General features: G+C 61.1%; 18 protein-coding genes and 2 pseudogenes. 13 read left to right on the top strand and 7 right to left on the bottom strand.

Going from position 1 to position 24926, the window contains the following annotated elements; all coding sequences use genetic code 11:
- Nucleotides 1-49: 49 nt before the first annotated feature.
- On the top strand, nt 50-1396 hold the full coding sequence (gene hmgA / locus LJ655_RS05220; RefSeq protein ID WP_230560186.1) for a homogentisate 1,2-dioxygenase: 1347 nt from the start codon (nt 50-52) through the stop codon (nt 1394-1396).
- 30 nt (nt 1397-1426) lie between these two features.
- A pseudogene (locus LJ655_RS05215) lies at nt 1427-1626 on the top strand (fumarylacetoacetase); the annotation flags it as partial.
- Here the strand turns inward: LJ655_RS05215 and LJ655_RS05210 are convergent.
- The 5 genes from LJ655_RS05210 to LJ655_RS05190 form a co-directional block, all read right to left on the bottom strand.
- Nucleotides 1626-3311: a PQQ-binding-like beta-propeller repeat protein gene (locus tag LJ655_RS05210; protein ID WP_230560185.1), complete on the bottom strand. Its 1686-nt coding sequence runs from the start codon at nt 3309-3311 to the stop codon at nt 1626-1628. The pseudogene LJ655_RS05215 and the gene LJ655_RS05210 overlap by 1 nt on opposite strands.
- A gap of 163 nt (nt 3312-3474) precedes the next feature.
- A complete protein-coding gene (locus LJ655_RS05205; protein ID WP_230560184.1) occupies nt 3475-4029 on the bottom strand; it encodes a hypothetical protein in 555 nt (184 codons plus the stop codon).
- Nucleotides 4026-5183 (bottom strand): MFS transporter, encoded by a 1158-nt coding sequence (locus LJ655_RS05200; protein WP_230560183.1) that lies wholly within the window; start codon nt 5181-5183, stop codon nt 4026-4028. Before LJ655_RS05200 ends, LJ655_RS05205 begins: the two co-directional genes overlap by 4 nt.
- Nucleotides 5184-5384: 201 nt before the next feature.
- Nucleotides 5385-5777: an SRPBCC family protein gene (locus tag LJ655_RS05195; protein WP_230560182.1), complete on the bottom strand. Its 393-nt coding sequence runs from the start codon at nt 5775-5777 to the stop codon at nt 5385-5387.
- A gap of 57 nt (nt 5778-5834) precedes the next feature.
- Nucleotides 5835-6668 carry a crotonase/enoyl-CoA hydratase family protein gene (locus LJ655_RS05190; RefSeq protein WP_230560181.1) on the bottom strand — a complete coding sequence of 278 codons (834 nt, stop codon included), beginning with the start codon at nt 6666-6668 and terminating at the stop codon, nt 5835-5837.
- A 98-nt stretch (nt 6669-6766) separates the two neighbouring features.
- Between LJ655_RS05190 and LJ655_RS05185 the strand changes: the two genes are divergently transcribed.
- Nucleotides 6767-7378 (top strand): plasmid fertility inhibition factor family protein, encoded by a 612-nt coding sequence (locus tag LJ655_RS05185; RefSeq protein WP_230560180.1) that lies wholly within the window; start codon nt 6767-6769, stop codon nt 7376-7378.
- A 44-nt stretch (nt 7379-7422) separates the two neighbouring features.
- Here the strand turns inward: LJ655_RS05185 and LJ655_RS05180 are convergent, their stop codons facing one another.
- Nucleotides 7423-8421 (bottom strand): 2-hydroxyacid dehydrogenase, encoded by a 999-nt coding sequence (locus LJ655_RS05180; protein ID WP_230560179.1) that lies wholly within the window; start codon nt 8419-8421, stop codon nt 7423-7425.
- A gap of 225 nt (nt 8422-8646) precedes the next feature.
- On the opposite strand from LJ655_RS05180, the gene LJ655_RS05175 reads away from it, so the two are divergent.
- From LJ655_RS05175 to LJ655_RS05165, 3 genes are all read left to right on the top strand, one after another.
- Nucleotides 8647-9870 carry a pyridoxal-phosphate-dependent aminotransferase family protein gene (locus LJ655_RS05175; protein ID WP_230560178.1) on the top strand — a complete coding sequence of 408 codons (1224 nt, stop codon included), beginning with the start codon at nt 8647-8649 and terminating at the stop codon, nt 9868-9870.
- Nucleotides 9871-10318: 448 nt separating this feature from the next.
- Complete coding sequence (locus LJ655_RS05170) at nt 10319-11623, top strand: hypothetical protein (RefSeq protein WP_230560177.1); 1305 nt, start codon at nt 10319-10321, stop codon at nt 11621-11623.
- 31 nt (nt 11624-11654) lie between these two features.
- Complete coding sequence (locus LJ655_RS05165) at nt 11655-13697, top strand: right-handed parallel beta-helix repeat-containing protein (RefSeq protein ID WP_230560176.1); 2043 nt, start codon at nt 11655-11657, stop codon at nt 13695-13697.
- Between the two features lie 210 nt (nt 13698-13907).
- On the opposite strand, the pseudogene LJ655_RS05160 reads toward LJ655_RS05165, so the two are convergent.
- Nucleotides 13908-14186 (bottom strand): annotated as a pseudogene (locus LJ655_RS05160) (IS5/IS1182 family transposase); the annotation flags it as partial.
- Nucleotides 14187-14659: 473 nt separating this feature from the next.
- Here LJ655_RS05160 and LJ655_RS05155 point away from each other — a divergent pair.
- From LJ655_RS05155 to LJ655_RS05125, 7 genes are all read left to right on the top strand, one after another.
- Entirely contained in the window at nt 14660-15520 is an 861-nt protein-coding gene (locus LJ655_RS05155) for a sterol desaturase family protein (protein WP_230560175.1), read from the top strand.
- Nucleotides 15517-16674, top strand: a complete 1158-nt coding sequence (locus LJ655_RS05150; RefSeq protein ID WP_230560174.1) for an acyltransferase family protein — start codon at nt 15517-15519, stop codon at nt 16672-16674. Before LJ655_RS05155 ends, LJ655_RS05150 begins: the two co-directional genes overlap by 4 nt.
- A 318-nt stretch (nt 16675-16992) precedes the next feature.
- On the top strand, nt 16993-18018 hold the full coding sequence (locus tag LJ655_RS05145; RefSeq protein WP_230560173.1) for a GNAT family N-acetyltransferase: 1026 nt from the start codon (nt 16993-16995) through the stop codon (nt 18016-18018).
- 349 nt (nt 18019-18367) lie between these two features.
- Nucleotides 18368-20560 (top strand): polysaccharide biosynthesis tyrosine autokinase, encoded by a 2193-nt coding sequence (locus tag LJ655_RS05140; protein WP_230560172.1) that lies wholly within the window; start codon nt 18368-18370, stop codon nt 20558-20560.
- A 124-nt stretch (nt 20561-20684) separates the two neighbouring features.
- Nucleotides 20685-21962, top strand: coding sequence for a lipopolysaccharide biosynthesis protein (locus tag LJ655_RS05135; RefSeq protein ID WP_230560171.1), 1278 nt, complete (start codon nt 20685-20687; stop codon nt 21960-21962).
- 264 nt (nt 21963-22226) lie between these two features.
- Entirely contained in the window at nt 22227-23522 is a 1296-nt protein-coding gene (locus LJ655_RS05130; protein ID WP_230560170.1) for a glycosyltransferase, read from the top strand.
- Between the two features lie 336 nt (nt 23523-23858).
- Entirely contained in the window at nt 23859-24872 is a 1014-nt protein-coding gene (locus LJ655_RS05125; RefSeq protein ID WP_230560169.1) for a GNAT family N-acetyltransferase, read from the top strand.
- Nucleotides 24873-24926: the final 54 nt, after the last annotated feature.

Genomic DNA, 24926 nt, shown 5'->3' with positions numbered 1-24926 from the left:
GATCACGTATTAGTCTGGAAGCAGCAGCGCAACCCGCGGAGAACCATGTATGGATACCTCAACTCATACGCCGGCTGACGAGCGCCTGCGGCTCGATATCGAGCCCGGCTACCAGTCCGGTTTCGCGAACGAATTCGCAACCGAGGCCTTGCCGGGCGCGCTGCCGACCGGCCGTAATTCGCCACAGCGCGCGGCCTATGGCTTGTACGCCGAACAGCTTTCGGGCACCGCGTTCACGGCGCCACGCGCTCACAACCGCCGCTCGTGGCTGTACCGCATCCGCCCGGCCGCCATGCACAAGCCGTTCACGCTGATACCGTCGGAGCGCCTCGTCGCGAACTTCGCCGGGGTCCCGCCGACGCCGCCGAACCAGCTGCGCTGGGACCCGCTGCCGATGCCAACCGAGCCGACCGATTTCATCGACGGCTGGGTCACGATGGCAGGAAACGGCTCGGCCGAAGCGATGAGCGGTTGCGCGATTCATCTATACGCGGCGAACCGCTCGATGCAGGACCGCTTCTTCTACAGCGCCGACGGCGAGCTGCTGATCGTGCCGCAACAAGGGCGCTTGCAGATCGCGACCGAGATGGGCCGCGTCGATATCGAACCGTTCGAAATCGCGGTAATCCCGCGCGGCGTGCGCTTCGCCGTGAGCCTGCCGGACGGCAGCGCGCGCGGCTATATCTGCGAGAACTTCGGCGCGCTGTTGCGTCTTCCGGACCTGGGGCCGATCGGCTCGAACGGTCTCGCGAATCCGCGCGATTTCCTGACGCCGCATGCCGCGTACGAAGACCGCGAAGGCGCCTTCGAACTCGTCGCGAAGATGAACGGCAATCTGTGGCGCGCGGAGATCGGTCATTCGCCGCTCGACGTCGTGGCCTGGCACGGCAACTACGCGCCGTACAAATACGACCTGCGCCGCTTCAACACGATTGGCTCGATCAGCTTCGACCATCCCGATCCGTCGATCTTTCTGGTGCTGCAATCGCAAAGCGACACACTGGGCGTCGATACGATCGACTTCGTGATCTTCCCGCCGCGCTGGCTCGCAGCCGAAGATACGTTCCGCCCGCCCTGGTTCCATCGCAACGTCGCGAGCGAGTTCATGGGTCTCGTGCATGGCGTCTATGACGCCAAGGCCGAGGGCTTCGTGCCCGGCGGCGCGAGCCTGCACAACTGCATGTCGGGCCACGGCCCGGACGCGGACACGTTCGAGAAGGCGTCGCATATCGATACCTCGGTGCCGAAGAAGGTCGACGACACGATGGCCTTCATGTTCGAGACGCGCACGCTGATCAGGCCGACGCGCTTCGCGCTCGAAACCGCGCAACTGCAGGCGCATTACTACGAATGCTGGCAAGGCCTCAGGAAACACTTCAATCCGGAGCAACGGTGAACGTCGTGAGCGATCTTTGGGCGACGCTCGACAGAGATGCCGATCGGCTACAACGGACACGCGTCGTCGGTGGTGGTGAGCGGCACGCCGGTGCGCCGTCCTAACGGTCAGCTGAAGCTGCCGGATGAGAAGCGCCCGGGGTTCGCGCGTGCCGCAAGCTCGATATCCAACTGGAGACGGTTTTCGTTATCGGCGGCGGCAATGCGCTGGGCGGGCCGATCGCGTGCGCTCACCCGCCCAGCAACCCAAACACCGCGACCCCGTTCGTCGTGCCGACATACACTTTGCCGTTCGCGATCAATGGCGTGATGAACTTGTTGCCTGTGCCGAACTGATCGCGCGTGCCCATCTGGTTGCTGTTGTACAGCTCGGCGAGCGTGACCGGGTCGAACGCATGCAGTGCCGCGATGGTGCCGTTCTCGGCGGCCCACACGATGCCGTTCGTGGCGCCGTTCGCCGAAATGCTCGGGGTCGTGCCGGGATAGACGAAGGTCATCGCGCTCTGCGCTGTCGGCGTGATCGACAGCTTCGCATTGGTCACGGTGAACGCCTTCAGATGATCGCCGACCGAGCCGAAATACACGCGCCCGTTGAAATACGCTGGCATGCCGAACACGCCCCCGGCCAGCTGCGCGGGAAGCTCCTGATAGATGTTGTTGACCGTCGCGTTGAACCTGCCCATCGAGTCGCGATTCGCCACGTAAATGGTGCTGTCCTTGCCCGCGCCGACTGCCAGATGCTGCACGACGCCGTTCGCGTCGGTCAGGTCCGGCAGCACGAGCGCGCCGCCGGAACCCAGGTCGATGTCGCCGCTGGACTCCTGAACGACGTTCGTCATCGCGAAGTAGTCCGCGACCGACAGGCCACCCGACGTACCGAGCTTCAGGAACGCATTGCCGAAGTCGTTGCTGGCCGGGAAGCCGCTCGCGGTGAGCGTGGTGTCGAAAGTGCCGTTGGCATCGAGCAGGTAGATCGACGAGCCGTCCGAGGCCGGACCCGCGCCGCTCATCCAGATCGCGCCGCCCTTGCCGTTGGGCGTCACGTTGAGGACGCTGGTCTGCTGCAACGTGTCGGCGCTGTAGCCCATGATCCAACCGGTATAGCCTCCGTCGTCGCAGTGCGAGGTCCACGTCGTGTAGACCGTGTTGCCGAGCTGCAGCAGCGCCGCGCGCTCCGCGTACAACGATGGCGTGAACGGCACGACGCCGTTCGTACTACCCGCGCCTGCGCCCGGGTAAGAGGCGGCAATTTCGGTGGGACCGTTCAGCAGCTCGGCGCCGGTCGCGAGGTCGAGCGCATGGATGCGCTGATGATAGCCGCCGGCCGCGTCCTTCGACATCGCGACGGCGAAGAGTGTGCCGTGCGCCCCGCGCGAACGGTCGATCACCGGTGTCGATGTGATGCCGATCACGTTCACGATCTGGCTGCAGCCGCGGCTATCGCTCGGGGTTTCGCCGGCGCTTAGCGTGCTCACCTCCCATAGGGTCGCGCCCGTGTCGGCGTCGAATGCGAACACGCTGTCATTCTCGGTGGCGACGTACAGCACGTTGTGCGTGCCGCCGGCGATCGGCAGTGAACCGACGAATAGCGGCTGCGCATCGACCTTGCCGTCGACGGCAAAGAAGCCGACCTTGCCGAACGTCGATGCCGTCACGTTGGCTGGCGTCAGCCTGGTTTCGCCGAGGTTCTGGCCGGTGCGCGCGATGTCGTTGTGATAGGTGAGCACGTCCTGCGCGGCCGCCATCGATGTGCCCGAACCGCTGCCCGATGGAGCGGTGCTGCCGCCTGCGCTCGCTCCCGACGGGGCGTTGTCGTTCCCGCTTCCGCCGCCTCCGCAGTTCGCGGCCGCGATCGCGCCTATCGCGATCGCCGCGCCCAGCAGGCAGACACGGCGCAACGTGCGCAGCGATACCATGACGGTCTCCCCGTTGCTGGCGGCGGCGCCACGAAATATGGGCCGTTTATCGACTGCCCGCGCAACGTGGATTGAAGATTATCACCCCGCGTATCGATCTCAAAACGCGGCAGCCAGGGTCTAATCGTCAACTCGGTGCAGGAAGGGTTCGCGTGAGCGAGCTTTATTGAATGTGCGCGGATTGGCTGTGTTGCCGCGCTATCGTCAGACCGTACAGACGGATGCGCGTAAGACGCTTGTGGTCATCGATGCCGATCGCGAGCGTTGGCGCAATACCGTACCAGTGAGTCACGGAGCCCCACGACAGGTCAAGGATGCCATGACGAGGTTCGTAAAAAACCTCTGGGGCTCCGATGTCCTGCGCATGTCCGTGTTCGTCGAATTGGGTTTCGATGTGCGGCGTTCTGTTCGCCGGGTCCGTGAATTGCTCAGCAATGCGGACGGTCCATCGCTCGGGATTCGTGTAAAAGTCCAAGCCGGCCAATCGGCGCTGCTGATCGAGATGCATCGACAACGTGCCCGCCGTCATGACATAAGCAGGCGCGCCAATGCCGAAGCGCGCGTCCAGCACGTCGCTGAGACTGGCTTGCGGTTCTGGCGGCGAAGGCAAAGGTGGACAGTTGACCTCACAGAACACGGTGAAGCTTTCTTCATCCCACCGCGCCGTGGCGGAAACGCCGGGAGTAGGGGCAGTCGTGTGAACGGTGGGATGCTTCAACCCGCCACCGCCACCCGCCGTTCGATCGACACCGACCACAACGTCAGCAGCAGCGCGCCGAGCGCGGTCACGACGCCGACCCACGGCAGTGTCGTGAGTGGCGCGCCCGCGCCGATCGCCATGCCGCCGAGCCACGCGCCGGTCGCGTTGCCGAGATTGAACGCGCCCTGGTTCAGCGTCGACGCAAGATTCGGCGCATGGCTCGCGCGGTCGACGATCAGCATCTGCAGCGGCGGCACAATAGCGAACGCGAGCACGCCCCACGCGAATACGGTCAGCATCGCCGGAATGCGCGCGTGCATCGTGCCCGCGAACACGCACAGAATCACGACGATCGCCACCAGGAACGCGACCAGCGACGGCATCAGCCGCCAGTCCGCGAGCTTGCCGCCGAGCGTGCTGCCGACCGTCAGGCCGAGGCCGAACAGCAGCAGTACCAGCGTGACCGCATGCGGCGTAAAGCCGGTCACGTCCTCGAGAATCGGGGTGATATAGGTGAAGGTCGAAAACAGGCTCGCCGACGCGAGCACGCTGATGCCGAGCACCATCAGCACCTGCGGATTCTTCAGCACGCTGAATTCGCGCACGAGGCTTGCCTTGTGCATCTCGATCCTGGCGGGCAGGCACGCCGCGAGCGCGGCCGCCGCCAGCACGCCGATGCCGGTCACGGCCCAGAACGTCGCGCGCCAGCCCACCGCCTGGCCGAGCGCGGTGCCGAGCGGCACGCCAAGCACGTTAGCGAGCGTGAGGCCGGTGAACATCAGCGCGATCGCCTGCGCGCGGCGATTCGGCGCGACGAGCCCCGCCGCGACCACCGAGCCGATGCCGAAGAACGCGCCATGGCAGAACGCGGTGACGATGCGCGCGGCCATCAGCACCGCGTAGCCCGGCGCGATCGCGCACAGCAGATTGCCGGCGATGAATACGCCGATCAGGCTCATCAGCGCTTTTTTTCGCGGCATGTTCGCGACCGCGATTGCAACGATCGGCGCGCCGATCGTCACGCCGAGCGCGTATGCGGACACCAGCATGCCGGCCGCCGGAATGGACACGGACAGATCGCGCGCGACATCGGGCAGCAGCCCCATGATGACGAACTCGGTGGTACCGATTCCAAACGCGGCAACGGCAAGGGCAAGCAGAGGCAAAGGCATGGCGATGATGGGGTGTAACGCGTGATGCGGCGCGATAAGCGGGCGCCGGGCGGGCGTTCCCGAGGCGGGAATGCCGTCGCCATTTAGGGGGAAAGCAGTAGGGGATTCTACCTAAGTCAAATCTGACTTGCCGAATGCCGGGGGGAGGTGTGGTTTTTTGTGGAAAGCGGTGACGGGATGGCCGAGCCGCCAGCGCGGCATTCAACGCCGCGCGAGGTTGCGCCCGAGGGCCGCGCAGCCCGCATCGGTCAGCGCTTCGACCACGGCGCTGCGCTCGTCGGGCTTGAAGTCGGCGATCCAGATCACGCGGCAACGCGCGGGCGTGTCGGGCATGACCTGCAGCGTCGCGTGATGATGCTCGAAGCGTGCGCCGCCCACCGAGTAGGCGAGCCGCATGTGGGCATCGTCGACGGCAATCACGCGTTCCTCGATCACGGTGCCGTCGGCGAACGTGACCCAGCGCAGGTCGCCTTCCATGCGCGCCGCGATCAGTACGCCCGCGAAGACGCTGGCAACGTCGGCGGGATCGCGCAGCGCCGCCCATGCACTGGCCGCGGGGGTATCCACTGCGATTTCCCGGTAGATCGTAGCCATTGAAGTCACTCTCTTTCGCTTCGGGTAACGGTGCTGCAACGTGCGCTCGCAGGAACCTCAAGTATCGCGCGGCGCTGCTTGATCCGCATCGAACGATTCACCATGCCGCCCCGCGCCCGACGCAAAGCGCGCCGCGCCCGCCATGCCCTCGGCGAGGAGGGCCGCGTAGCCGCCTGAGCCTTCGCGACGCAACGCTTCGGCGAGATCGTCGAGCGTGCTGTTCTCCAGCGCGGAACGGCGGTCGGCGAGCAGCGCCACTTGCGGAAACGCGGCGAGCTGCGCGGCCAGTTGCTCGGCGGCCGCGCGCGCTTCGCCCTTCGGCACCACGCGGTTGGCGAGTCCGAACGCGAGCGCTTCTCGCGCATCGACCGCGCGGCCGGTCAAGATCAGATCGAGCGCGCGCGACAGCCCGATCAAGCGCGGCAGCCGGATCGTGCCGCCGTCGATCAGCGCAATGCCGACGCGTCGGCAGAACACGCCGAGCACCGCGTCTTCCTCGACGACGCGCAAATCGCACATGGCGGCAAGCTCGAGCCCACCGGCGACCGCATGGCCGGCGATTGCGGCGATCACCGGCTTGCTGAAGCGCATCCGCGTCGGTCCCATCGGGCCCGGGCCGCTGCCGTCCGCGTGCAACTCGTTGCGGCGGGTGTCGTCGGCGAGCGCGCTCAGGTCCGCGCCCGCGCAAAACGTGCCGCCCGCGCCGAACAGCACGGCCGCGCGCCACGCGGGTTCCGCCTCGAAGCGGCTGAACGCGGCGCTCAACGCATCGGCCATCTGGCGATCGACCGCGTTGCGCCGTGCGGGCCGATCGAGAACGATCGTGGCCACACCGGTGTCGTCATTCGACTCGATGCGCACATGGTGGGTGGAATATTGACTGGCTATCATCGTTATGTATCTGAAGGGTATCTAACGGTCGATGATTGGCTGCTGAGCGGGCAGTGTGGCGTCACGCTGATGCAGCATAACTAATCCGGTGGGTTGTCATGTTCCTTACACATCCGGCTCGTAGCGTTAGCGCTCTATTGATGCGCTGGCGTCCTGTCGCCCGCTTGCCGAGCCTGCCTTTGTCCTTGCCATTGCCTAATTCATCACCGGCCTGCGCCGATGCGGTCTGGATCGTGCCCCTGCAGGAGCATTCGTGGTACGACCATGTGCGCCTGAAGCGCGTATTCCTCACCGACGGCACACGTCATCAGGTCGTGCTCGTCGATCTGCGCAAGCTGCTCGTGTGCGCCGATCGCGACAACACCGATTATGTGCTCAAGCCTGTCGCGGAGTGGCACGCGGGCAAGGTCCGCGGCATTCGCGAGTTTCTCGATCCCGACAGCCCACGCGTTCCGCAGATGCCGTACGTGACGATCTCCACGCGTCGCGCGCCGGGACTGCTCGGCTGGGTCGGCATCGAGCGCGAGGGGGTGGTCGCCTTTCGCAACGGCCAGCATCGCGCGCGCTATTTGTCAGCGGCGGGCGCGCGCTGGTGTCCGGTCGAAGTGCACGAGCGCGAGGCGGTATTGCTGCGCGAACTGTGCGGTGCGGCCGATGATGCCCGTACCGCGATTCGCACGACCCAACTGGGCGGCGAGGGCGCCGTCTAGCTGTCGCCGCGCGCGGCAATGCGCGCACCACCCAGGTCTCGCCGCTAGTGCGCCGCATGCACGATGTTGCGCGGCGTGCCCGCCTGCCATGCCGCGATGTTCGCGAGCGTGGTTTGCGCGATTTCGGCCATCGCCTCGTGCGTGAAGAACGCCTGGTGCGCGGTGACGATCACGTTCGGGAACATCAGCAGACGCGCGAGCACGTCGTCCTGTAGCGGCAGATTCGAATGATCCTCGAAGAAGATGCCGCCTTCTTCCTCGTACACGTCGAGCCCCAGATGGCCGAGCCGGCCGTCTTTCAATGCGCCGATCAGCGCGTTCGACTCGACGAGCCCGCCGCGCCCGGTGTTGATCAGCATCGCGCCGCGCTTCATCTTTGCCAGCGCGGCGCTGTCGATAAGGTGATAGGTCTCGGGCAGCAGCGGACAATGCAGACTGACGATGTCCGCTTGCGCGAGCAACGTATCGAGCGGCACGTAGCGCGCGCCGAGCGCGAGCAGTTCGTCGGCGGGCGTGCCCGGATCGTAGGCGAGGACCTGCATGCCGAAGCCCGCCATGATGCGCGCGAACACCCGGCCGATGATGCCCGTGCCGATCACGCCGACCGTCTTGCCGTGCAGGTCGAAGCCGAGCAGCCCATTCAGCGAGAAGTCGCCTTCGCGGGTGCGCGCGACCGCGCGCGGCAGGCGCCGGTTCAGCGCGAGGATCAGCCCGACCGCATGTTCGGCGACCGCGTACGGCGAGTACGCCGGCACACGCGCGACCGGCATGCCGAGTCGCTCGGCCGCCGCGAGATCGACGTGATTGAAGCCCGCCGAGCGTAGCGCGATCATGCGCGTGCCGCCGGCATGAAGCCGCTCGAGCGTCGCGGCGTCGACATTGTCGTTGACGAACGGGCAGACCACGTCGTAGCCATGCGCGAGGATGGCGGTCTCGGTGTCGAGCAGCGATTCCTGGAAATGCAGTTCGTAGCCGTGCGCGGCATTGGCTTCGGTAAACGTATCGATGTCGTATTGGCGACTGCTGAACAGGATCGTGCGCATATCAGATTCCGAAGAAGCGTGCCGCGAGAAATTGGCCAGGAGCAGATCTGCTTCTTCTCGATGTTAGGCGAGTTCGCGATGAAAGTAACTGTCCGACGACCGGCTAGCCTGGCCAAAAAACTTGCGCAATCGTGCGGTTCGGTGAATGATCGGACGAACGGCCTCGAGCGGCGTGCCCGCCGCGAGGCCGTTCGTTCCTTCGTGCTCCAAATTCACACACCGATCATGCCGATATCCACCTCCACTACCGCAGCTTCGTCCGTCCCGTGTCCGGTTGTCGAATCGCTCGACGCCATCCTTCCCGAAGAGCCGCTCCTGATGATGGGTGCCGGCCCCGTGCCGATTCCCGCCGCGGTGGCGAAGGCCAATGCGATCGTGATCAACCATCTGGGCGGCACGATGGCGAAGGTAGTGAACCAGGTGAAGACGATGGCGCGCTATGTGTTCCAGACGCAGTCGAAGTGGGTACTCGGCGTCGCGGGACCGGGATCGGGCGCGATGGAGATGGCGATCTCCAATCTCGCATGGGAAGGCACGCGCATGTTGTGCATCAGGAACGGCTTCTTCAGCGACCGGATGGGCGAAATGGGCCGGCGCGTCGGCGCGCGTGTGAGCGTGCTCGAAGTCGCGGACCGCACGGTCGCGAGTCTGGACCAGGTCGCCGAGGCGCTGCGCCGCGAGCGTCCCGAGGTCATCACGGTGGTCCAGGGCGAGACGTCGAACACCGTGTGGAACCATCATCTGAAAGACATCGCCGCGCTCGCGAAGGAAGCGGGCGCACTCGTGATCGTCGACGCCGTCTGCACGCTCAGCACGATGCCGCTCGAAATGGACGCCTGGGGCATCGACGCGGTGATTACCGGCGGCCAGAAGGGCTTGTCGTCGATTCCGGGCGTGTCGCTGATTGCGTTTTCAGATGCCGCGTGGGCGCGCGTCAAAGACCGCCCGGTGCCCAATACGCACTGGTGCCTCGATGCTTCGCTGGCGGAAAACTTCTGGCACAACGCCGGCTATCACTACACGGCGCCGGTGTCGGGCGTACTCGCGCTGCACGAAGCGCTGCGGCTCGTCTGCGCGGAGACGCTGGAGAAGCGCTTCGCGCGTCATCTGAAATGCTCGCTCGCGTTGCAGCAGGGCGTCACTGCGATGGGCTTGCAACTGTATGCCCCCGAGAATTGCCGGCTCAACTCGGTGGTCGGCATCGAGGTGGCGGACGGCCTGAGTCCCGCCGACGTCTGCGCGCATATCTCGCGACAACATCAGGTGGAAATCTCCGGCTCGTTCGGCCTGCCGATCGTGCGTATCGGCCAGATGGGCGAGCAGTGTCGCGAGCACAACCTGTTTCGCACCGTCCACGCGCTCGGCCGCACGATGGTCGATCTCGGCGTCAAGGTCGATCTGCCGGCGGGCGTCGCGGCGCTGGAACGCGGGTTGTCGGAAGGGAAGTAGCGGAATGTGCAGACGGGCGGCGGCCCGTCTTTGTCCGAAGCCGCGCCGAACTCGATTTCGGCATAGGCTCGATTGGCCACGTCGCCATTGACAACACCTGTCCATGCATCTGGATCGAGCCGGATGGTGTCGCCGGAAATCGTGGCGATACCTCTGGCCCTGCGATCGGCAACATCTTCCATTGACGCTCTGACGCGGATTGCACACAGATTCGTGAGCGTCGAAAAACTGCCGACCCCTTGCGAGTTGCCCGGAGCGAGAGAAACCGGCGAGATTTTGGCGGTCGGTCAGGGGCAATTTCGTGCTTGAATGTTTCGCATGGCATCAGGACCAGCCGTGCAACGGATGCCGAAGGCGGCTTTTGCGTGGCATTTGCTTCGCAGGCGGGAAACAGACATAGAGACATGGCGGGCATCGCCACCCCCAAAAACGCTCTCGGGATAATAGAATGCGGGCAATAGATAGAACGATCGAATTGAATTACCTGCAAATCGTCGCGTTGATCGTTTGCGTTTTTCTTTTGCAGGTTGGATATACGTTCCACCTCTCGGTAGCGGGGGCGTTTTTCCTCGTGGTGATGATTTGCGGTATTAGAAGGCTGACCGTTCCTGCACTGGTTTTTGGCTTGATTGGCACGGTGCTCATTTTTCTGCCAATTATTTTTTCGCCAGTAAATGATTTTTCCGATGACGCGTTATACAGATCTCTCAGAGAGGGGCTCGGATTCTTCGTCATCATTTCACTAAAGAACGTCAGGCTGGTGATTGGCAATAGAACGCATCTGCGGATAAAGCTCGCGATCTGGATCATCACAGTGGGCCTCCTTCTGATCACGGCTCTCCAGGCGATCGATATATTTGCATTGCACAGCGGAAAGTTTTTCATGCCGTATAGCCTGTTTCCCGGGCCAATTGATCTGGAACACTGCTGGACATTGGCTTCCTGCTGGTCGGAATTTGGCCAGTCGCGCGGTACCTCCGTGGTGATACGACCTGCTGCAACCTATGCCGAGCCTTCCTATCTGGGATTCGTCGTCTTATGTCTCGCGTTTGCCAATCAGAAAGTGAATTCCGGGAACAAGATCGCAAGGAATTGCATTACCTTCATCGCGTTGATTATCGTACTGTTGGCTCAGACTGTTTCTGGGATTGTTTCGCTGGCCATATTTCTATTCGTCGCCAACTGGAAGTACCTGTCGAAGAACATCGGATTTCTCATTTTTGGCGCCGTCTTCATCATCGTTTCGGTGCTGCTGCTAAGTGGCAGATTCGAAGCGTTGATGGGGGGCTCAGACGAGTCTGGGCTCATTCGGCTGGTATATCCGCTACAGACAGTAGGGGAGGTATTTTTGCAGGGGTATATCTTCGGCATTCCCATGGATTACGTTCCGCTTGTTTTAAAGGGTGCGGGAGCGCAAGGCTTGCATACTGCCAGCGATAATGCTTTTATCAATATGTTCATACTTTATGGCGTAAGTGGATTGGCGGTTCTGGCCATTCTTTTTTTAAATATGGGCTTCGCTGAAATCGTGTTCCTGTTGCTTTGCATGCAATTTAACGGCGTCATATTCGTATATGACAAGGTCGTAATGATTTCGTTTGCCTTGCTTCTCTATCATGCGCACTTTCAAATCAGGGGCGCTTCGGAACCGGCGGCCGTGGGCAGCACCCTGCATTACCCTGCAGGAACTCTGGTCGATGAAATCCCAGGCAAAATCGCCCGGCCAGCCGTACCGGCTCCAGGAACCACCTGAAGTGACTTACTCGATGCAATAGGAGGAAGCGTTGTACAACGGACGGATGCCGAACGCATTGAAATTCTTGGGCAACCTGGTCGCCACCGCCGCGATGGTTTTGTGCTCCGGGCACGCAAATGCCATTACGTTTTATGTTGCGCCTGATGGAAGTAACAGGGCGTCGGGTTTGTCACTTGAGCGCAACGGTGTCGACGGGCCGCTGGCGGACATTGGATCGGCGGTAACGCGCGCAATCGAATACCGGCAGAAGCATCAGTCGTCGTCTACATCCGTCGCCATCGCCATTGCGGACGGCGTCTACCGCGTCTCCGAGCCGATTGTGCTCGCCGCTGGCGCATCCGGATCGGCGAATGCGCCGCTGCGAATTTATGCAATGCATCCGGGGGCGGTATGGATCAGCGGGGGCAAAGCGCTCACCGGATTTCGGCCGCTCCGGGTCGGCGAAGCGAACGAGTTGCCCGCCACGTCGAGGTCCGCGGTTCGCGTCTATGATTTTTCTCGCAACGGGCCTGCGTTACACGGCTTGCAGCCACACGGCTGGGGCGAAGAGCCATCGGTTGCAAACACGGAACTTTATTTTGGCGACCGGCGAATGCCGATGGCGCGCTGGCCACAGACGGGCTTTGCTCGCATCGAGGCGGTAAGAGGCCATACCGGCCGACAGTTCGAGTCCGAGCAGCCGCTTCCAGCAGGCTCTATTCTGGGAAAAGAATCATGGGCTGTCGGCTATTGGTACTACGACTGGGCGATGGAAGTGCTGCCGGTCAGGGCACTGAACGGCAGCCAGAATGATTTCGAATTGGGCGGCACTCCAAGTTTCTCCACTCGTGCGGGGCAACGTTTTTTTCTGGTAAACGTCCTGTCGCAGCTCGTATCGTCCGGTGAATGGGTTCTGGATGCAGCGAACCAACGGATCTACTTTTGGCCGCCATCGAGCGATCTGTCGCAAACCGAAATATCTGATGCCGAATCGCTGGTCAGAGTCGAGGGAGCGAGCCACATCGAATTGGACGGCTTGAATTTCAAACTGGCACGGGGCCCTGCAATCGTCATTCGCGACTCCCGGAATGTGCGAGTGAACCGCGCCGAAATCCGGAACATCGGAGGGCGAGCCATCGATGCGACGGGCAAGGGAATCGAAGTTTCAAATTGCCTGATTCATGACGTTGGAAACGGCGGCGTGTCCATTGCCGGTGGCGATCGAAAAACGCTGGCGCCTGGCGGTTCCGTTGTAAGAAACAACGAGATATACGATTTCAATCGATGGAACTATACATATCGCCCGGGAATCGGCATGCAGGGTGTGGGTAATATCGCCGAAAACAATATAATCCACGATGCCCCGCACCTGGCAATCTTGCTTGGCGGCAACGACAATATTATTAGGTTCAATGAAATCTATAATGTTGTGGAAGATACCAGTGATGCTGGGGTTATATACCTCGGGCGTGACTGGACACAGCGCGGTAACGTTATAAGCGACAACTATATACATAATATTGGCAAATCATCGCAAGACGCCCGAGGCGTTTACCTGGATGATCAGGTGAGTGGCACGGTCGTTGAGAGGAACGTCTTCTACAAGGTGCCGCGGGCCGTCTACGTGGGAGGCGGGAGAGACAACGTTATCGTCGGAAACCTGTTTGTTGAAAGCACGCCGCCAATAAGCATCGATGACCGCGGCCTTTCCTGGCAAGCAGACTGGGTTCGCGATCCGGGCGGCCCGTTTCGGGAAGCCTTGAAAGCGGTTCCTTATCAGGGAATCACATATGCGAAATATCCGCATCTCAGCACGATTCTGGTGGACGATGTCGGAGCACCAAAATACAACATTGTGAGTAGCAATTTGATGATTAGAAGCGGCTGCGTCAGTCTGTCAGGCGACGGTTTTCGGAATGGTGATTTCTCCCTCCGGTTGACTGATAATGTGTGTGTCCCGGGAGGCGATGTGTTTCTATTTTCAGATAAAATACCCAAAATCGAGGATTTCGTGTTGCCGGCGACTCTTCGTTCGCGACCGTCCGGTTTTGTCGGAGCAGCTGTGAGACGCGTTGGTCCGCAGGCGGAGTAAGGTCAACCATGACTCGCAGGTGAAATAGTTCTGTGGCATTAAGCGGTTCTATCGCGCTAAGGAGCAGTGGACCATCCCATGCGAAGTGGACAGGACTATTGACTCGGCCCTCAACAACTCATTTCCCATGCTGCAGACGTTATGTCATGACGTCTGCGACAACGCTGGGTAGAACGAGGCAACGAGAGAGAAGACACGAAGAAGCCGCAACTTCTCCATGACAGTCGTGTCGACGAATACGCGCTTGACGCTCGATGCCTTGATCACGCCCGGACCTTTGGCGGCTTCGATGGTCTCGGCCAGCAACTCTTCAACGCCTGCTTCCCGCAGACGCTTTCGCCAGCGCGTCAGGCTCGACTGTCGACCCTTGCTGGACACGAAGCTCTCGTTCATCAGCACGCCAAACCGATCCCAGTTGATCAGGTCAGCCACGCGCACCAGCGGATGCCGGAAGAAATCTTCTTGCGGGACAGGCGTCTTCGGAGCCATCTCCACCTCGTCGAAAAATGCAGGAGTCTGGCGTTAATATGCCAGGTTCCTGCAAGCCTCCCAACCTCATTTCCGCTTCCAAGCGCCGTCCCACTCGGCCTTCCAAATTATTCAGGGCGGACTTTTAGCCACTGCTTCCTATCGGACGAAACAGGTCACGAAGTTAATGCCGACAGGAAAAATGAAACAGCTCCTGCGGGTAATTTCGCAACAGCTTTTAAATTGGGGAGCATGCAGGGCGCGGTAAACGCAAACATTTATATGAGGTAAGAAATATGTGTTGCGGAATAGCTGCGACCCATTAAAACGATTCGCATTGCATTTAAAACTTGGCAGCATCTGCTGCATGATGGCTGAAACCGACGGTGTAGTGCGCCTCCGGGATCAGGCGTGTGCCGCTATCCTGATCCTCATAGCGGTGTTGCGCGGCAAAGAATCCGTATGATCTCCACATCTCGAACCGGGGAATAGCCATGCATATGTTCGACGTGCTCACTTATATCGCCCATACATTGCGTTCGGGCGAGCGCGTAGCCGCTGCCTCTATTTTCTGTCTTGCCATCGAGATAATGCTGCCGTATGGCAAGGTGTCCTTTTTATCGCGCGCGCGCGGCATTCTGTTTCAGATCTGTTACCTGGTTATCGGGGGGATTTTCATTGAAGGATATCAGTCTCTAATAGCCGCATTGCATATCCGGCCGCTTTTCTCGATTTCGCTCGACGGCGTATTGAATTCGCCACATCCTGTCTGGCGCGGTGCCGGCATCGCCCTTGCCTTCGCTGGGGCTATATTGATGGGCGATTTTCTGTACTACTGGTTCCATCGCGCGCAGCATACCTTCGGTTTCTTATGGCGGTTCCATCAGGTCCACCATTCGATCCGCGAAATGAGTGTATGGAATTCCAATATGCATATATCGGAGGAATTGATTCGTCCTCTCGTTGTCACGCTCCCAATGGCACTCCTGATCAGCTTCCATCCCCCTTTCCTGTGGTCGTTGATTGGCATGGTGATACTCATGCAGGGCACCTTTGAGCACGCGGACACACGCGTCCACTTTGGCCCGCTTGGCTATCTGTTTGCAGACAATCGGTTTCACCGAATTCATCATTCGGTCGAGTTGCGCCATTACAACCGCAATTTCGCTGCAGTCGTGACGCTGTGGGACGTTTTGTTTGGAACCGCACATTTCCCGAAGAAAGGCGAATGGCCGAACGTCGGTCTTGACTACACTGATGAACCGAACGGACTTTTCGAATACCTGACAATGCCATTCACCGTCAGCCTACCCGCGACCGGTGCACAAGCCCCATCCTCACGGAGTGCGGAATGATGTCCCCCTTTGCAGCGACATTGGGATCGCGGCTTGCCGATGCGAAAAACAGGCCGTCCGGTTTCGACTACATGCGTCTGGTGCTCGCTGTCCTCGTGGTCGCGAGCCACACCATCAACGTCTGTTATGGCCACGCGTTCACTCTAGCGGTATGGTCCGGGCCCGCGCGGGCACCACTCGCGCTGATTTTGCCGATGTTCTTCGCCCTGAGCGGCTTCCTGGTCGCCGGCAGCTTCGAACGGTGCCGCACGATCGTGTCCTTCTGCGGGCTGCGGGTGCTGCGGCTGCTCCCCGCATTAGCAGTAGACACGCTGATCGCCGCATTGCTGATCGGCCCGTACTTTACGACGCTGCCGCTTCATCAATATTTTACTGATCCCCAGTTCAGGGCTTACTTCCTGAACATGCTCGGAGACGTCCATTACGCGTTGCCCGGCATGTTCGCCAGCAATCCGTGGCCCGATGCAATCAATCAGCAATTGTGGACGTTACCCTTCGAGCTGGCCTGTTACGTCGCATTGACGATTGCCTCGTATGCCGGCATGGCACAACGACCGCACCTTTTGCTTGGCGCATCGATTGCTGCGAACGTGGTGCTCGTTGTGCATGGGCTCCGTCCTGGTTCGGTTGCCGTGACGGTGCACGGACCGATGCTCGTCCTCTGTTTTTTTTATGGCGTATGCGCGTACCAGTTTCGCGACCGGATCGTCTGGAGCGCACGGCTCTGCGTGCTATCTGGCGTCGTCGCGCTGATTTGCCTGTCCGTTCACGGCGGGGATTACTTCGCAGCGCTGCCAGCCACCTATCTGACAGTCTTTCTCGGGCTCACGCAGCCTCGACGCCACCGTTTTGTCGCAAGCGGCGACTACTCATACGGCATCTTTCTATACGGTTTCCCGATACAGCAAACTGTGGCCGCGATGCTTGGCCCGGCCGCTCTTACCTGGTACGTTCATTTTCCGATTTCGCTCGCCCTTACGCTCCTCTTTGCGATGATGTCGTGGCATGGCGTGGAAAAGCGTGCCTTGAAACTGCGCGGCTTGCTAAACCGTATCGAAGACGGTGCGTTGCGCATTGCCGCCGCCGTGCCGGGAGGGAGATATCTGGTACCGGCGCTGGCTGTCCGAATCGCGAAGTCGCCGACCTTCGAATGATCGGCGGACAAAGTGAGGTAGTGGCGTTTTCCCCGAACGTCGTCAGGCTGGTGGAGGGCATCGCAGTAGTTCGGGGCGTTCGACCGTCGGTGTAGATGTCCCGACGATTGCAATTCCCGCAGCTTTTGGAGCGGATGGACTCGAATGTTTGTGCGGAGGCGGGGTACGCTGGAGACGACGGCCCGATGGAGACTCGGGCGAACGGCTACCGGCATCCTGCAATCCGCGGATTCATTGTTGTTGACATCGGTACGAAGGATTCGCATCGCCGGCCCGTTGTTGCGACGGAACTCTAAGATCTAATCGTCGAGGCCAAACTTGAAGGTTTTCGCTGATGAAAGTGTTTCCAATGGCCTTCAGGCCAGCATGGTGGAATCCGCGGCCCCGCCGGTACGACTGCCTGGCGAGCCCACCGCGCAATCGATCTTTCGTGAACCGTGGTGGCTCGATATTGCTACCGGTGGCCATTGGAGCATGGTCAAGGTTCAGCGCGGTAAAGAGTTGCTCGGACAGTTGCCTTACTATTCCACTCGCAAGGGCGGGTGGGTGATTTCTCGCTTGCCGCCGCTCACGCGCACACTGGGCCCGGTCATCAAACCGATGGGCCTTGATCCCGCCCGTGAACAGCGTCATCGCCAGGTCATCACATCGGAACTGATCGAACAGTTGCCGCATTTCGACTGCTTCTATCAGTTGTTCGACCCGCGAGTCGAAGATGCGCTCGCTTTTTCGCTGCACGGTTTCACGGTCTGCGCGCGCTATACGTTTCGGATCTCGCCAGAGCGCACGGCCGATGAGGTTTGGGCGCGGCTGCATACCAAGACGCGAAACGTCATCCGCACCGCGGGCAAGAAACTGACCGTCGCGCCGGTCGCCACGCCAACTGAGTTCATGAATTTCTACGATGCGAATCTGTTCGAACGCGCGCGCACGAACGCCTACGGAAGTGACGTGATGCGCGAACTCATCAGCGCGTTCGTCGATCGAAAAGCCGGGCAATTGCTGGGCGCGTACGGCCCCGGAGGCCAACTCGTGGCCGCCATCGGTCTCGTCTGGGACCAGAATGCGATGTACTACCTGTTGTCATCGCGCAAACCCGAGGCGCATAGCGGTGCGATCAGCTTGCTGCTCTGGACGGCGATTCAGCGGGCGCTCGAACGCAAACTGACGTTCGATTTTGACGGCTTCTCGTGCGTTGGTACATACAAATTTCTGGAAGGATTTGGCGGTACGCTGACGCAGCGTCTCAGTGTCGAGCGCATGAGTACGATGTATTCGATAGTGCGAACACTCAAGCGCCGGATCGTTCCCGGTTCGGGCACGGTGTTTTCTCACACCCTCTGACAGGCGGTTCATTCAACGCAGTGTTCGATTACGAACGGTGCGACACGAAGAAGACATATAGGCTGTTCGTTGACGGCCCTTCGAATAGCGTCGATTGAAGATGCGGGCAATTTGCCGACCGGAAAAACCGGCACGGCCGGCGCACGAGTGCGCCGGTCGTGTTGCTGTTCTGCAATTTGTGCATGCCCGAAGTCCAATCAGGATTATTTTCAGCCCTGCCGGCCTGGCAGCAATTCTTTCCCGATACGACGCGAAGGCAAACCCCATTTGATATGTGCGGTGAAGTACCGTCAACGGGCACGTGCACTTGTAGAGTTCCCGCAAATCCTTGCAGCGGAGAAGAAATCCAATGGCCTTCGATCCTACTCTGCTTTACCGACGCAACAGGGACGCGGGACAGCTTCGTCTGTCCGATTACACCAGCGTGTTGAAAGTGCACTGGCGGCTCATCGTGAAGGTCGCGCTCGCGGTCTTCGCGCTCGGCGTGCTTTACGTTTTACTGGCACCGCCCACCTATCGCGCTGACGCGCTGATCCAGGTCGACAATCAAAACCCCAACACCGACCCTGCATTCAATCAGCTCGCCGCGATCTTCAATGTGAGGACCACTTCGGACACCGAGATGGAGGTGCTCGGCGCACGGCTCGTGATCGGCGAGGCGGTGCGTAAGCTGCATCTCGACATCGAAGCGAAGCCCCGCCGTTTTCCGTTGCTGGGCGGATTGACCGCACGTTTTGCGGCCGACGGCCAGCCGGGCGCGTCGGTCCCCGGTCTCAGGGGCTTTGCATGGGGTGGCGAACGCATCGACGTTTCCCGTTTCGATATTCCGTCATCGCTCTTCAACAAGCAGTTCGTGGTCACCGCTACGGGCGATGGCCGTTTCGAACTCACAGACCCGCAGGGCACGTTGGTCGCGGACGGAGTAGTAGGCACAGTCGTTACGGGGACGACGGCATATGGTCCGGTGAAGCTTCTGATCGACAAGCTCGTTTCGGGACCGGGCACCGAATTTACCCTGACGCGCTCGCCCTTGCTTGAAACGATCACCGACCTCCAGAACAAGCTGATCGTCGCAGAGCGAGTCAAGCAATCGGGCATGATAGGCATTGCGCTAGAGGGCCCGGACCGCCAGAAAGCGACTGACACCGTCAATACCATCGCGCGTGAGTACTTCAACCAGAACAACGCACGCAAGGAGTCCGATGCTGAGCGCTCGCTTGCGCTCTTCGACCAGCAACTGCCGCGTCTGCGCGCCGAAGTGGACGACGCGGAGCAGCGCTATAACGCATTCCGCGAAACCCATGGCGCAGTGAATCTCGATGAGGAGAGCCGTCTTCTGCTACAGCAGGCGGTCGAGCTCGACACCAAGCTCACGGACTTGAAACAGCAAAGCTCGGATCTGGCGCAGCGCTTTAACGTTGCGCATCCGGCGGTCGCGTCGGTCGACGCGCAGATCGTCGACCTTCAACGTCGCCGGGACGCATTGAGCCGGCAAGTGGCGGGGCTGCCTGCTCTCGAGCAGGCCTTGATGCGTCTGCAACGGGAGGTGCGCGTCAGCACGAGCCTGTATACGAATCTGTTGAATCGCGCGCAGGAGTTACGCGTCGCCAAGGCCGCGCAGGCATTGAACGTGCGCGTCGTGGATTTCGCACTGTCGCCCGATCGGCCTGTGAAGCCGAAGGTGCCGCTTGTGCTGGCCCTTTCCTCGGTGTTCGGCCTGTTGCTCGGCACGGTATGCGCGTTCGTGCGGCAGGCGGGCTCAGGGGGAACAGAGAGCAGCTACGACATCGTGACGGTGACGGGCGTGCCGGTGTCAGCCGTCGTGATGCGTAGCGACAGGCAAGCCCGGTTGCAGAAAGACGCCCGGCGCTCGCGAGGCGGTCCCCCGCTGCTCGCGGTACATGATCCCAAAGATGTGGCCGTGGAAGGCATTCGCAATCTGCGGACCATGCTGCAATTTGCGGACGTATCGACAACCAATCCCGTCATTGCGCTGACTGGCCCGCATTCGGAAGTAGGCAAATCGTTCCTTGCCGCCAATCTTGCCGCCGTCATGGCGACGGACGGTAAGCGCGTCGCCATTGTCGACGCCGACATGCGCCGTGGCGACGTTCACGACTACTTTGGCGCAAGCGCGAGCCCGGGACTGGCCGAAGTTCTCGAAGGTGACGCCGTCGTGGAAGACGCGCTGATCCGCGACGTCGCCCCCGATGTGGACTTGCTGCCATGCGGTTCCTATCCGTCCAGACCTGCCGATCTGCTGAACTCCGCGCGCTTTGCCGCCTTGATAGAGCAACTCTCGCTGCGGTACGACAAGGTGATCATCGATACGCCTCCCATCCTTGCCGTGACCGATGCGATGCTCGTCTGCAAGCACGCCGGTACGATTCTGATGGTGGTGCGATACGGCAAGGAATCGCTCGAGGACATCAGTGAATCGGTAGGCCGGTTGCGCGTAGCTGGCATGGTGCCAAGCGGGATTCTTTTCAACGATATACCGCCTCACAGCAGAAGTTACTCGTCGTACTACGGCCACGCGTAGGCAAGTCTGGCTCGTACGATATAGACACTGCGGACGTCGTCAAGTCTGCCTGGGGTTCCTGGTTCGCCGAAGCTATATGAAGACATTTCGCCTTCTCCGTGCACTCCGGTTTTCGCTCGCGCGCATGCCCATTCTCTCTGGTGTCGCGGCGAACTCCTACAATCAGGTCGTCACCGCAGTCATACAGCTCGCGTCGCTGCCTTTCTTCCTGCATTACTGGGGCGCGGAGCGCTATGGCCGATGGTTGATGATCGCGGCGATACCGGCCTACTTCCAGATGTCCGACGTCGGCCTCAGCGCAGTCGCGATGACCAAGACCTGCATCGCCTGGGCAAGAGGAGACATCGACGCCGCCAAGGTGACGTTTCGAAGCGCGCTGCTCGGCGTCACGCTGTTCGCGCTCGCCGGCATGCTCCTCACCGCCCTTGGCTGCGTCGTTTTCTCTCCAGCCGGCAAGGAGGGCGGGGGCGCGTTGGTGCTGCTCATTGCAGGCGCGCTGCTGAGCACGTACTCGAGTCTGTATGACGCATGCTTCCGGATTATCGACCGCTACGCATACGGCACGTTCATCCAGTCGTCGATCAGGCTCGGCGAATGGGCTGCGGGACTGGCTGCGCTCGCTTTCGGCGCGAATTTTTTCGGCGTGGCGTTGGCCATGTTTGTCACGCGCCTCATCTGTCAGACCGCGCTCACGCTCTATGCGCACAGGCTCGTGCCGCAACTCGGCATCAGCTTTACCGGGGCGTCGTTGACGGAGATACGTGAACTTTTGCCTCTGGGCTTCGCCTATCTTGGCTTTACGCTCGGCTCTGCCCTCAGTGTCCAGGGTCTGACTCTGCTCGTCGGGAACGTGCTCGGCGCGCGGGCGCTGGTGGTCTTCTCCACCTACCGGACGCTTTCTCGCACGGTGACGCAGCTGATCAACGTGGTTGGCCATTCGATCTGGCCGCGCTTTTCGATGTTGTACGGACTCGGTCAAACCGCGGTCGCGGAGCGGCTCAGAGTACGGACCGAACAGGCGCTGATCGCGGCGTCAGTGCTGTGCCTCACCGGGATCGCGCTAGCGGGACGATCCATCATCGCTTTCTGGGGGCGCGGCGGACTCAGTTACGAGCCGCAGGTGTTGTTGCCGCTTCTCGGCGCGACCGCCTTGACCGCTGTTTATCAGGTCAAGCTCATCGCGCTCATCGCGACGAACCGCCACATCGGGGTATCGCTGCGCTTTTGCATTGTCAGTGCACTTGCCCTGGTGATGGCTCGAGTGCTCGTGCCGACTCTCGGCATCGCGGCACCGATAGCCGCGGTCGTCGGCATCGAACTCGCGATGGTCGTCGTCGTCAATATTGCCTTCGCGGCAGCAAACGAGCCGTCGCGCGCCAACGAACCGCTTGCGTCGCGGTAATGGGCACGCTATTCATCCCGTCCTGCGACGTCTGCGGCAAAATCGGACAAAACGAAGCTGGTGCCTATATTGAATATTTTTGTGAGGAGATATTGTGTTCGCCACCGCGACCGCGGTGTTCCGAACTTTTTCAACGATGCTGCGATGTGCGTGGACCTAATGACGATATTTAACTAACCACCGGGAACCCAATAAAACATCGACTAGCGGAATACGAATCGCTTTTCGATAGCTATCGCGATCGTCTATTGAGGAGAATCGCCGATGTTCGTCATCATCGCCCCTTACAGCGTCAAGCACGGTTCAGATTTCGGCAACCCCGCAGCGAAAACCAAGATGGGTTTTTTCCTGTCGCTCCTCGCGCGGCTGGAGAAGAAAATCGTGCTGGTGAACACGTTGCACGCCAAGCAGGTCTGGCAGAAGCGTGAAGAATATACCTGTCGCATTGGGGACGCCTCGGTACGCGAAATCGTTTTGCGGCAGTATCCGGTGCGGCCGATCGGCAAGCTCCTCAACCTGTTCGAGGTGGATGCGGTAGCAAAGGAAATCGCCCAAGCGGGGGAACCCACGCTCATCTGGGCATATAACGGGTACGCGTTCGAGGCAATGCTCGCGCGCGCGCTGAAGCGGCGCTTCAACGCACCTTTCGTATTCGAGTACGAAGACGCGGCGATGGCGCGGCGCAAATGGCATCCGAAGACCTGGGTCGATTTTCTCGCCTGGCGCTATCTGCTGCCGGAGCCCGATCTGTGCCTGGCCGTCAACCGTTCGCTTCTGAAGCGCGAGCGCCGCCGCAGTGGCTGCGATGCTCAACTCTGCCCCGGCGTCGTGTCGGCCGGGCTTATCGAAGCCTGCACCAAGCGGCCGGCGTTCTCCGAGGAACGAAGGCAGCAGGTCGTGGTTGGCTATTTCGGCACGCTTCATCCCGAGAAGGGCGCTGACTGGTTGCCGGAGATGGTCGAGCGCCTCGGAGATAACTTCGTCTTCCATGTGTCGGGAAGAGGACCACTTGCCGAACAGTTCGAAGCGCTGAGCGCTCGCCGTCCTAATTTTTTCTTTCACGGATACGTCGATCAGGACACTGTCTACGAACTGATGGCGGATTGCGACGTCCTTCTGAATCCTCATCAGTCGATCGAGGCTTTGGGTGGCGGCCTATTTCCATTCAAAGTGATCGAGTATGTCGCTACGGGACGATTGGTCGTCTCGACCGCGCTGCCGGATGCGAATCTGGCGGTCGCATTTAAATCCATCGTTTTCGTCGAGCACGACATTGCATCGTTCGTCGCCGTGTTGAATGTGGCAAGGCAAGTCTATGAACAAAGACGCGCGCGGATCGACATCGCGGTGGCGGACGTTCGGCGCCGATTTGGTGAGCAGGGGCTCTTGCGGACACTCTCCGACGTTCTCGTCGCGTCCCGCGAAGTCGAGGCCGACCAGATCGATGCAGGCGTGCTCGAATTGATCGAGGCGCAACGCAAAGCCGAGCTGCTGCAGAAGCAGCCGCTTAACCCCAAAAACGCCAACAGAACGAATGTTGAAGTCGTCGCCAGCAGATGATGCGGCCGGCGACTTTCATGAGCGCGTCGTGCATGGCCACGAGGCGTTCGAACCAGACGCGGGGGCGCCTGAGGTGCAGCCGCGCGTCGCATCGGACCGAGGATGCTCATCATGCGCAATACGCCGATCGAAGCTGCTGTGAGCCCTGACATTGCCGCCCGTCCCGTTACAGGTTCCTTCTCTCACGAAGTCCGCGTGTGCCGCTCGCCGGCCGACGTCGCACGACTGCGTGGGGCATGGGAAACACTCGCCATCGCATACCGGCCTGGCCTCGATTTCACGTTCAGCGAAGTAGCGGCTGAGCACGCATTCGCGCGCGGCGAGACGGTCAGCGTCGTGCTGGTGTCGGACGGCGCGGCGCTCGTCGCCCTCTGGCCGCTGATGATCGGGCGGCGGGGCGGATATCGCGTCGCCCGCACGCTCGGCTGCGGAAACGACGAGGAGTACGGCGGCCCGCTCCTTGCCGATCCTGCCGATGCACGCGTCTACACCGCCGCGCTCGACGCGTTGCGCGACGTCAAAGCCGACGTGCTGGAGCTGCGCATGCTCGACTGCAATGCCCCGCTCGCCGCCGCACTCGCCCATACGCCCCAGTCGTGGGTAAGGGGCGCAATACCGGCACGTTGGCGCCGCCTGGACGGCTACTCGATCGCGCTGTCCAGTTTCGCAACCTACGACGCCTATCTCGCCACGCGGCCCGAGTCGCTGCGGGGACCCCTGCGCCGTCGTGCGCGGCGCCTCGCCGACCGGGGTCAGGTGGAGTACGGCTGGTGCCAGAACGCCGACGACGCCCGTGAGGTGCTGACCTGGCTCTTTGCCAACAAGCGCCGCTGGGCACTCGCTCGCGGGCTCCACACGGCGTATTTGATGGACGATCAGTTGCGCGATTTCTTCATCGACCTCGCGAGACGAATTGATCTCGTAACAACGCCGCTCGTTTATTTTGTGAAACTGAACGGCTCGCCCGTGGCTGCAGCGCTCAATATCGTCGGGCCGCGCACCATCGAGTACTACATCACCACCTACGACGAAGCGTATGCCGCGTTCTCTGTCGGCAACCTCCTCATCGACCGCATCGCGCGATGGGCGCACGCGAGCGGCCGCGATGTCGACTTCCGGCCGTACTATTCCATCTACAAGGAACGATGGTCCAATCGTAAAACCTGGCACGAGCACCGCTTCATCATGCTCACGTGGCGCGGCCGGCTCGCCGAGGTACCGCTTGCGATGGAGCAGATCAGACGCATCGTTGGCAAGATCCGCGACCTGGCTGTGGACCGGCTGCGCGCGAAGGTGCCGGCCCCCGGTGAGACGCCGCAGGCGCCAGAGGGCACATCGCAGGACGCATGAGGGACAGCGAAGCAGGCCCCGCGCCGGAGCCTGCCGACTACGCGCGCCGGTCAG

This window comes from Paraburkholderia translucens (assembly GCF_020881035.1).
Lineage (GTDB): Bacteria > Pseudomonadota > Gammaproteobacteria > Burkholderiales > Burkholderiaceae > Paraburkholderia > Paraburkholderia translucens.
This window is presented reverse-complemented; position numbering and strand designations above follow the sequence as displayed.

What these genes read in the sequence shown, in the direction of transcription:
- LJ655_RS05200 (WP_230560183.1), bottom strand. Translation starts at nt 5,183, where the DNA reads ATGCCTTTGCCTCTGCTTGCCCTTGCCGTTGCCGCGTTTGGAATCGGT.
- hmgA (WP_230560186.1), top strand. Translation starts at nt 50, where the DNA reads ATGGATACCTCAACTCATACGCCGGCTGACGAGCGCCTGCGGCTCGAT.
- LJ655_RS05130 (WP_230560170.1), top strand. Translation starts at nt 22,227, where the DNA reads ATGTTCGTCATCATCGCCCCTTACAGCGTCAAGCACGGTTCAGATTTC.
- LJ655_RS05140 (WP_230560172.1), top strand. Translation starts at nt 18,368, where the DNA reads ATGGCCTTCGATCCTACTCTGCTTTACCGACGCAACAGGGACGCGGGA.
- LJ655_RS05210 (WP_230560185.1), bottom strand. Translation starts at nt 3,311, where the DNA reads ATGGTATCGCTGCGCACGTTGCGCCGTGTCTGCCTGCTGGGCGCGGCG.
- LJ655_RS05135 (WP_230560171.1), top strand. Translation starts at nt 20,685, where the DNA reads ATGCCCATTCTCTCTGGTGTCGCGGCGAACTCCTACAATCAGGTCGTC.
- LJ655_RS05185 (WP_230560180.1), top strand. Translation starts at nt 6,767, where the DNA reads ATGTTCCTTACACATCCGGCTCGTAGCGTTAGCGCTCTATTGATGCGC.
- LJ655_RS05195 (WP_230560182.1), bottom strand. Translation starts at nt 5,777, where the DNA reads ATGGCTACGATCTACCGGGAAATCGCAGTGGATACCCCCGCGGCCAGT.
- LJ655_RS05175 (WP_230560178.1), top strand. Translation starts at nt 8,647, where the DNA reads ATGCCGATATCCACCTCCACTACCGCAGCTTCGTCCGTCCCGTGTCCG.
- LJ655_RS05180 (WP_230560179.1), bottom strand. Translation starts at nt 8,421, where the DNA reads ATGCGCACGATCCTGTTCAGCAGTCGCCAATACGACATCGATACGTTT.
- LJ655_RS05170 (WP_230560177.1), top strand. Translation starts at nt 10,319, where the DNA reads ATGCGGGCAATAGATAGAACGATCGAATTGAATTACCTGCAAATCGTC.
- LJ655_RS05150 (WP_230560174.1), top strand. Translation starts at nt 15,517, where the DNA reads ATGATGTCCCCCTTTGCAGCGACATTGGGATCGCGGCTTGCCGATGCG.
- LJ655_RS05190 (WP_230560181.1), bottom strand. Translation starts at nt 6,668, where the DNA reads ATGATAGCCAGTCAATATTCCACCCACCATGTGCGCATCGAGTCGAAT.
- LJ655_RS05155 (WP_230560175.1), top strand. Translation starts at nt 14,660, where the DNA reads ATGCATATGTTCGACGTGCTCACTTATATCGCCCATACATTGCGTTCG.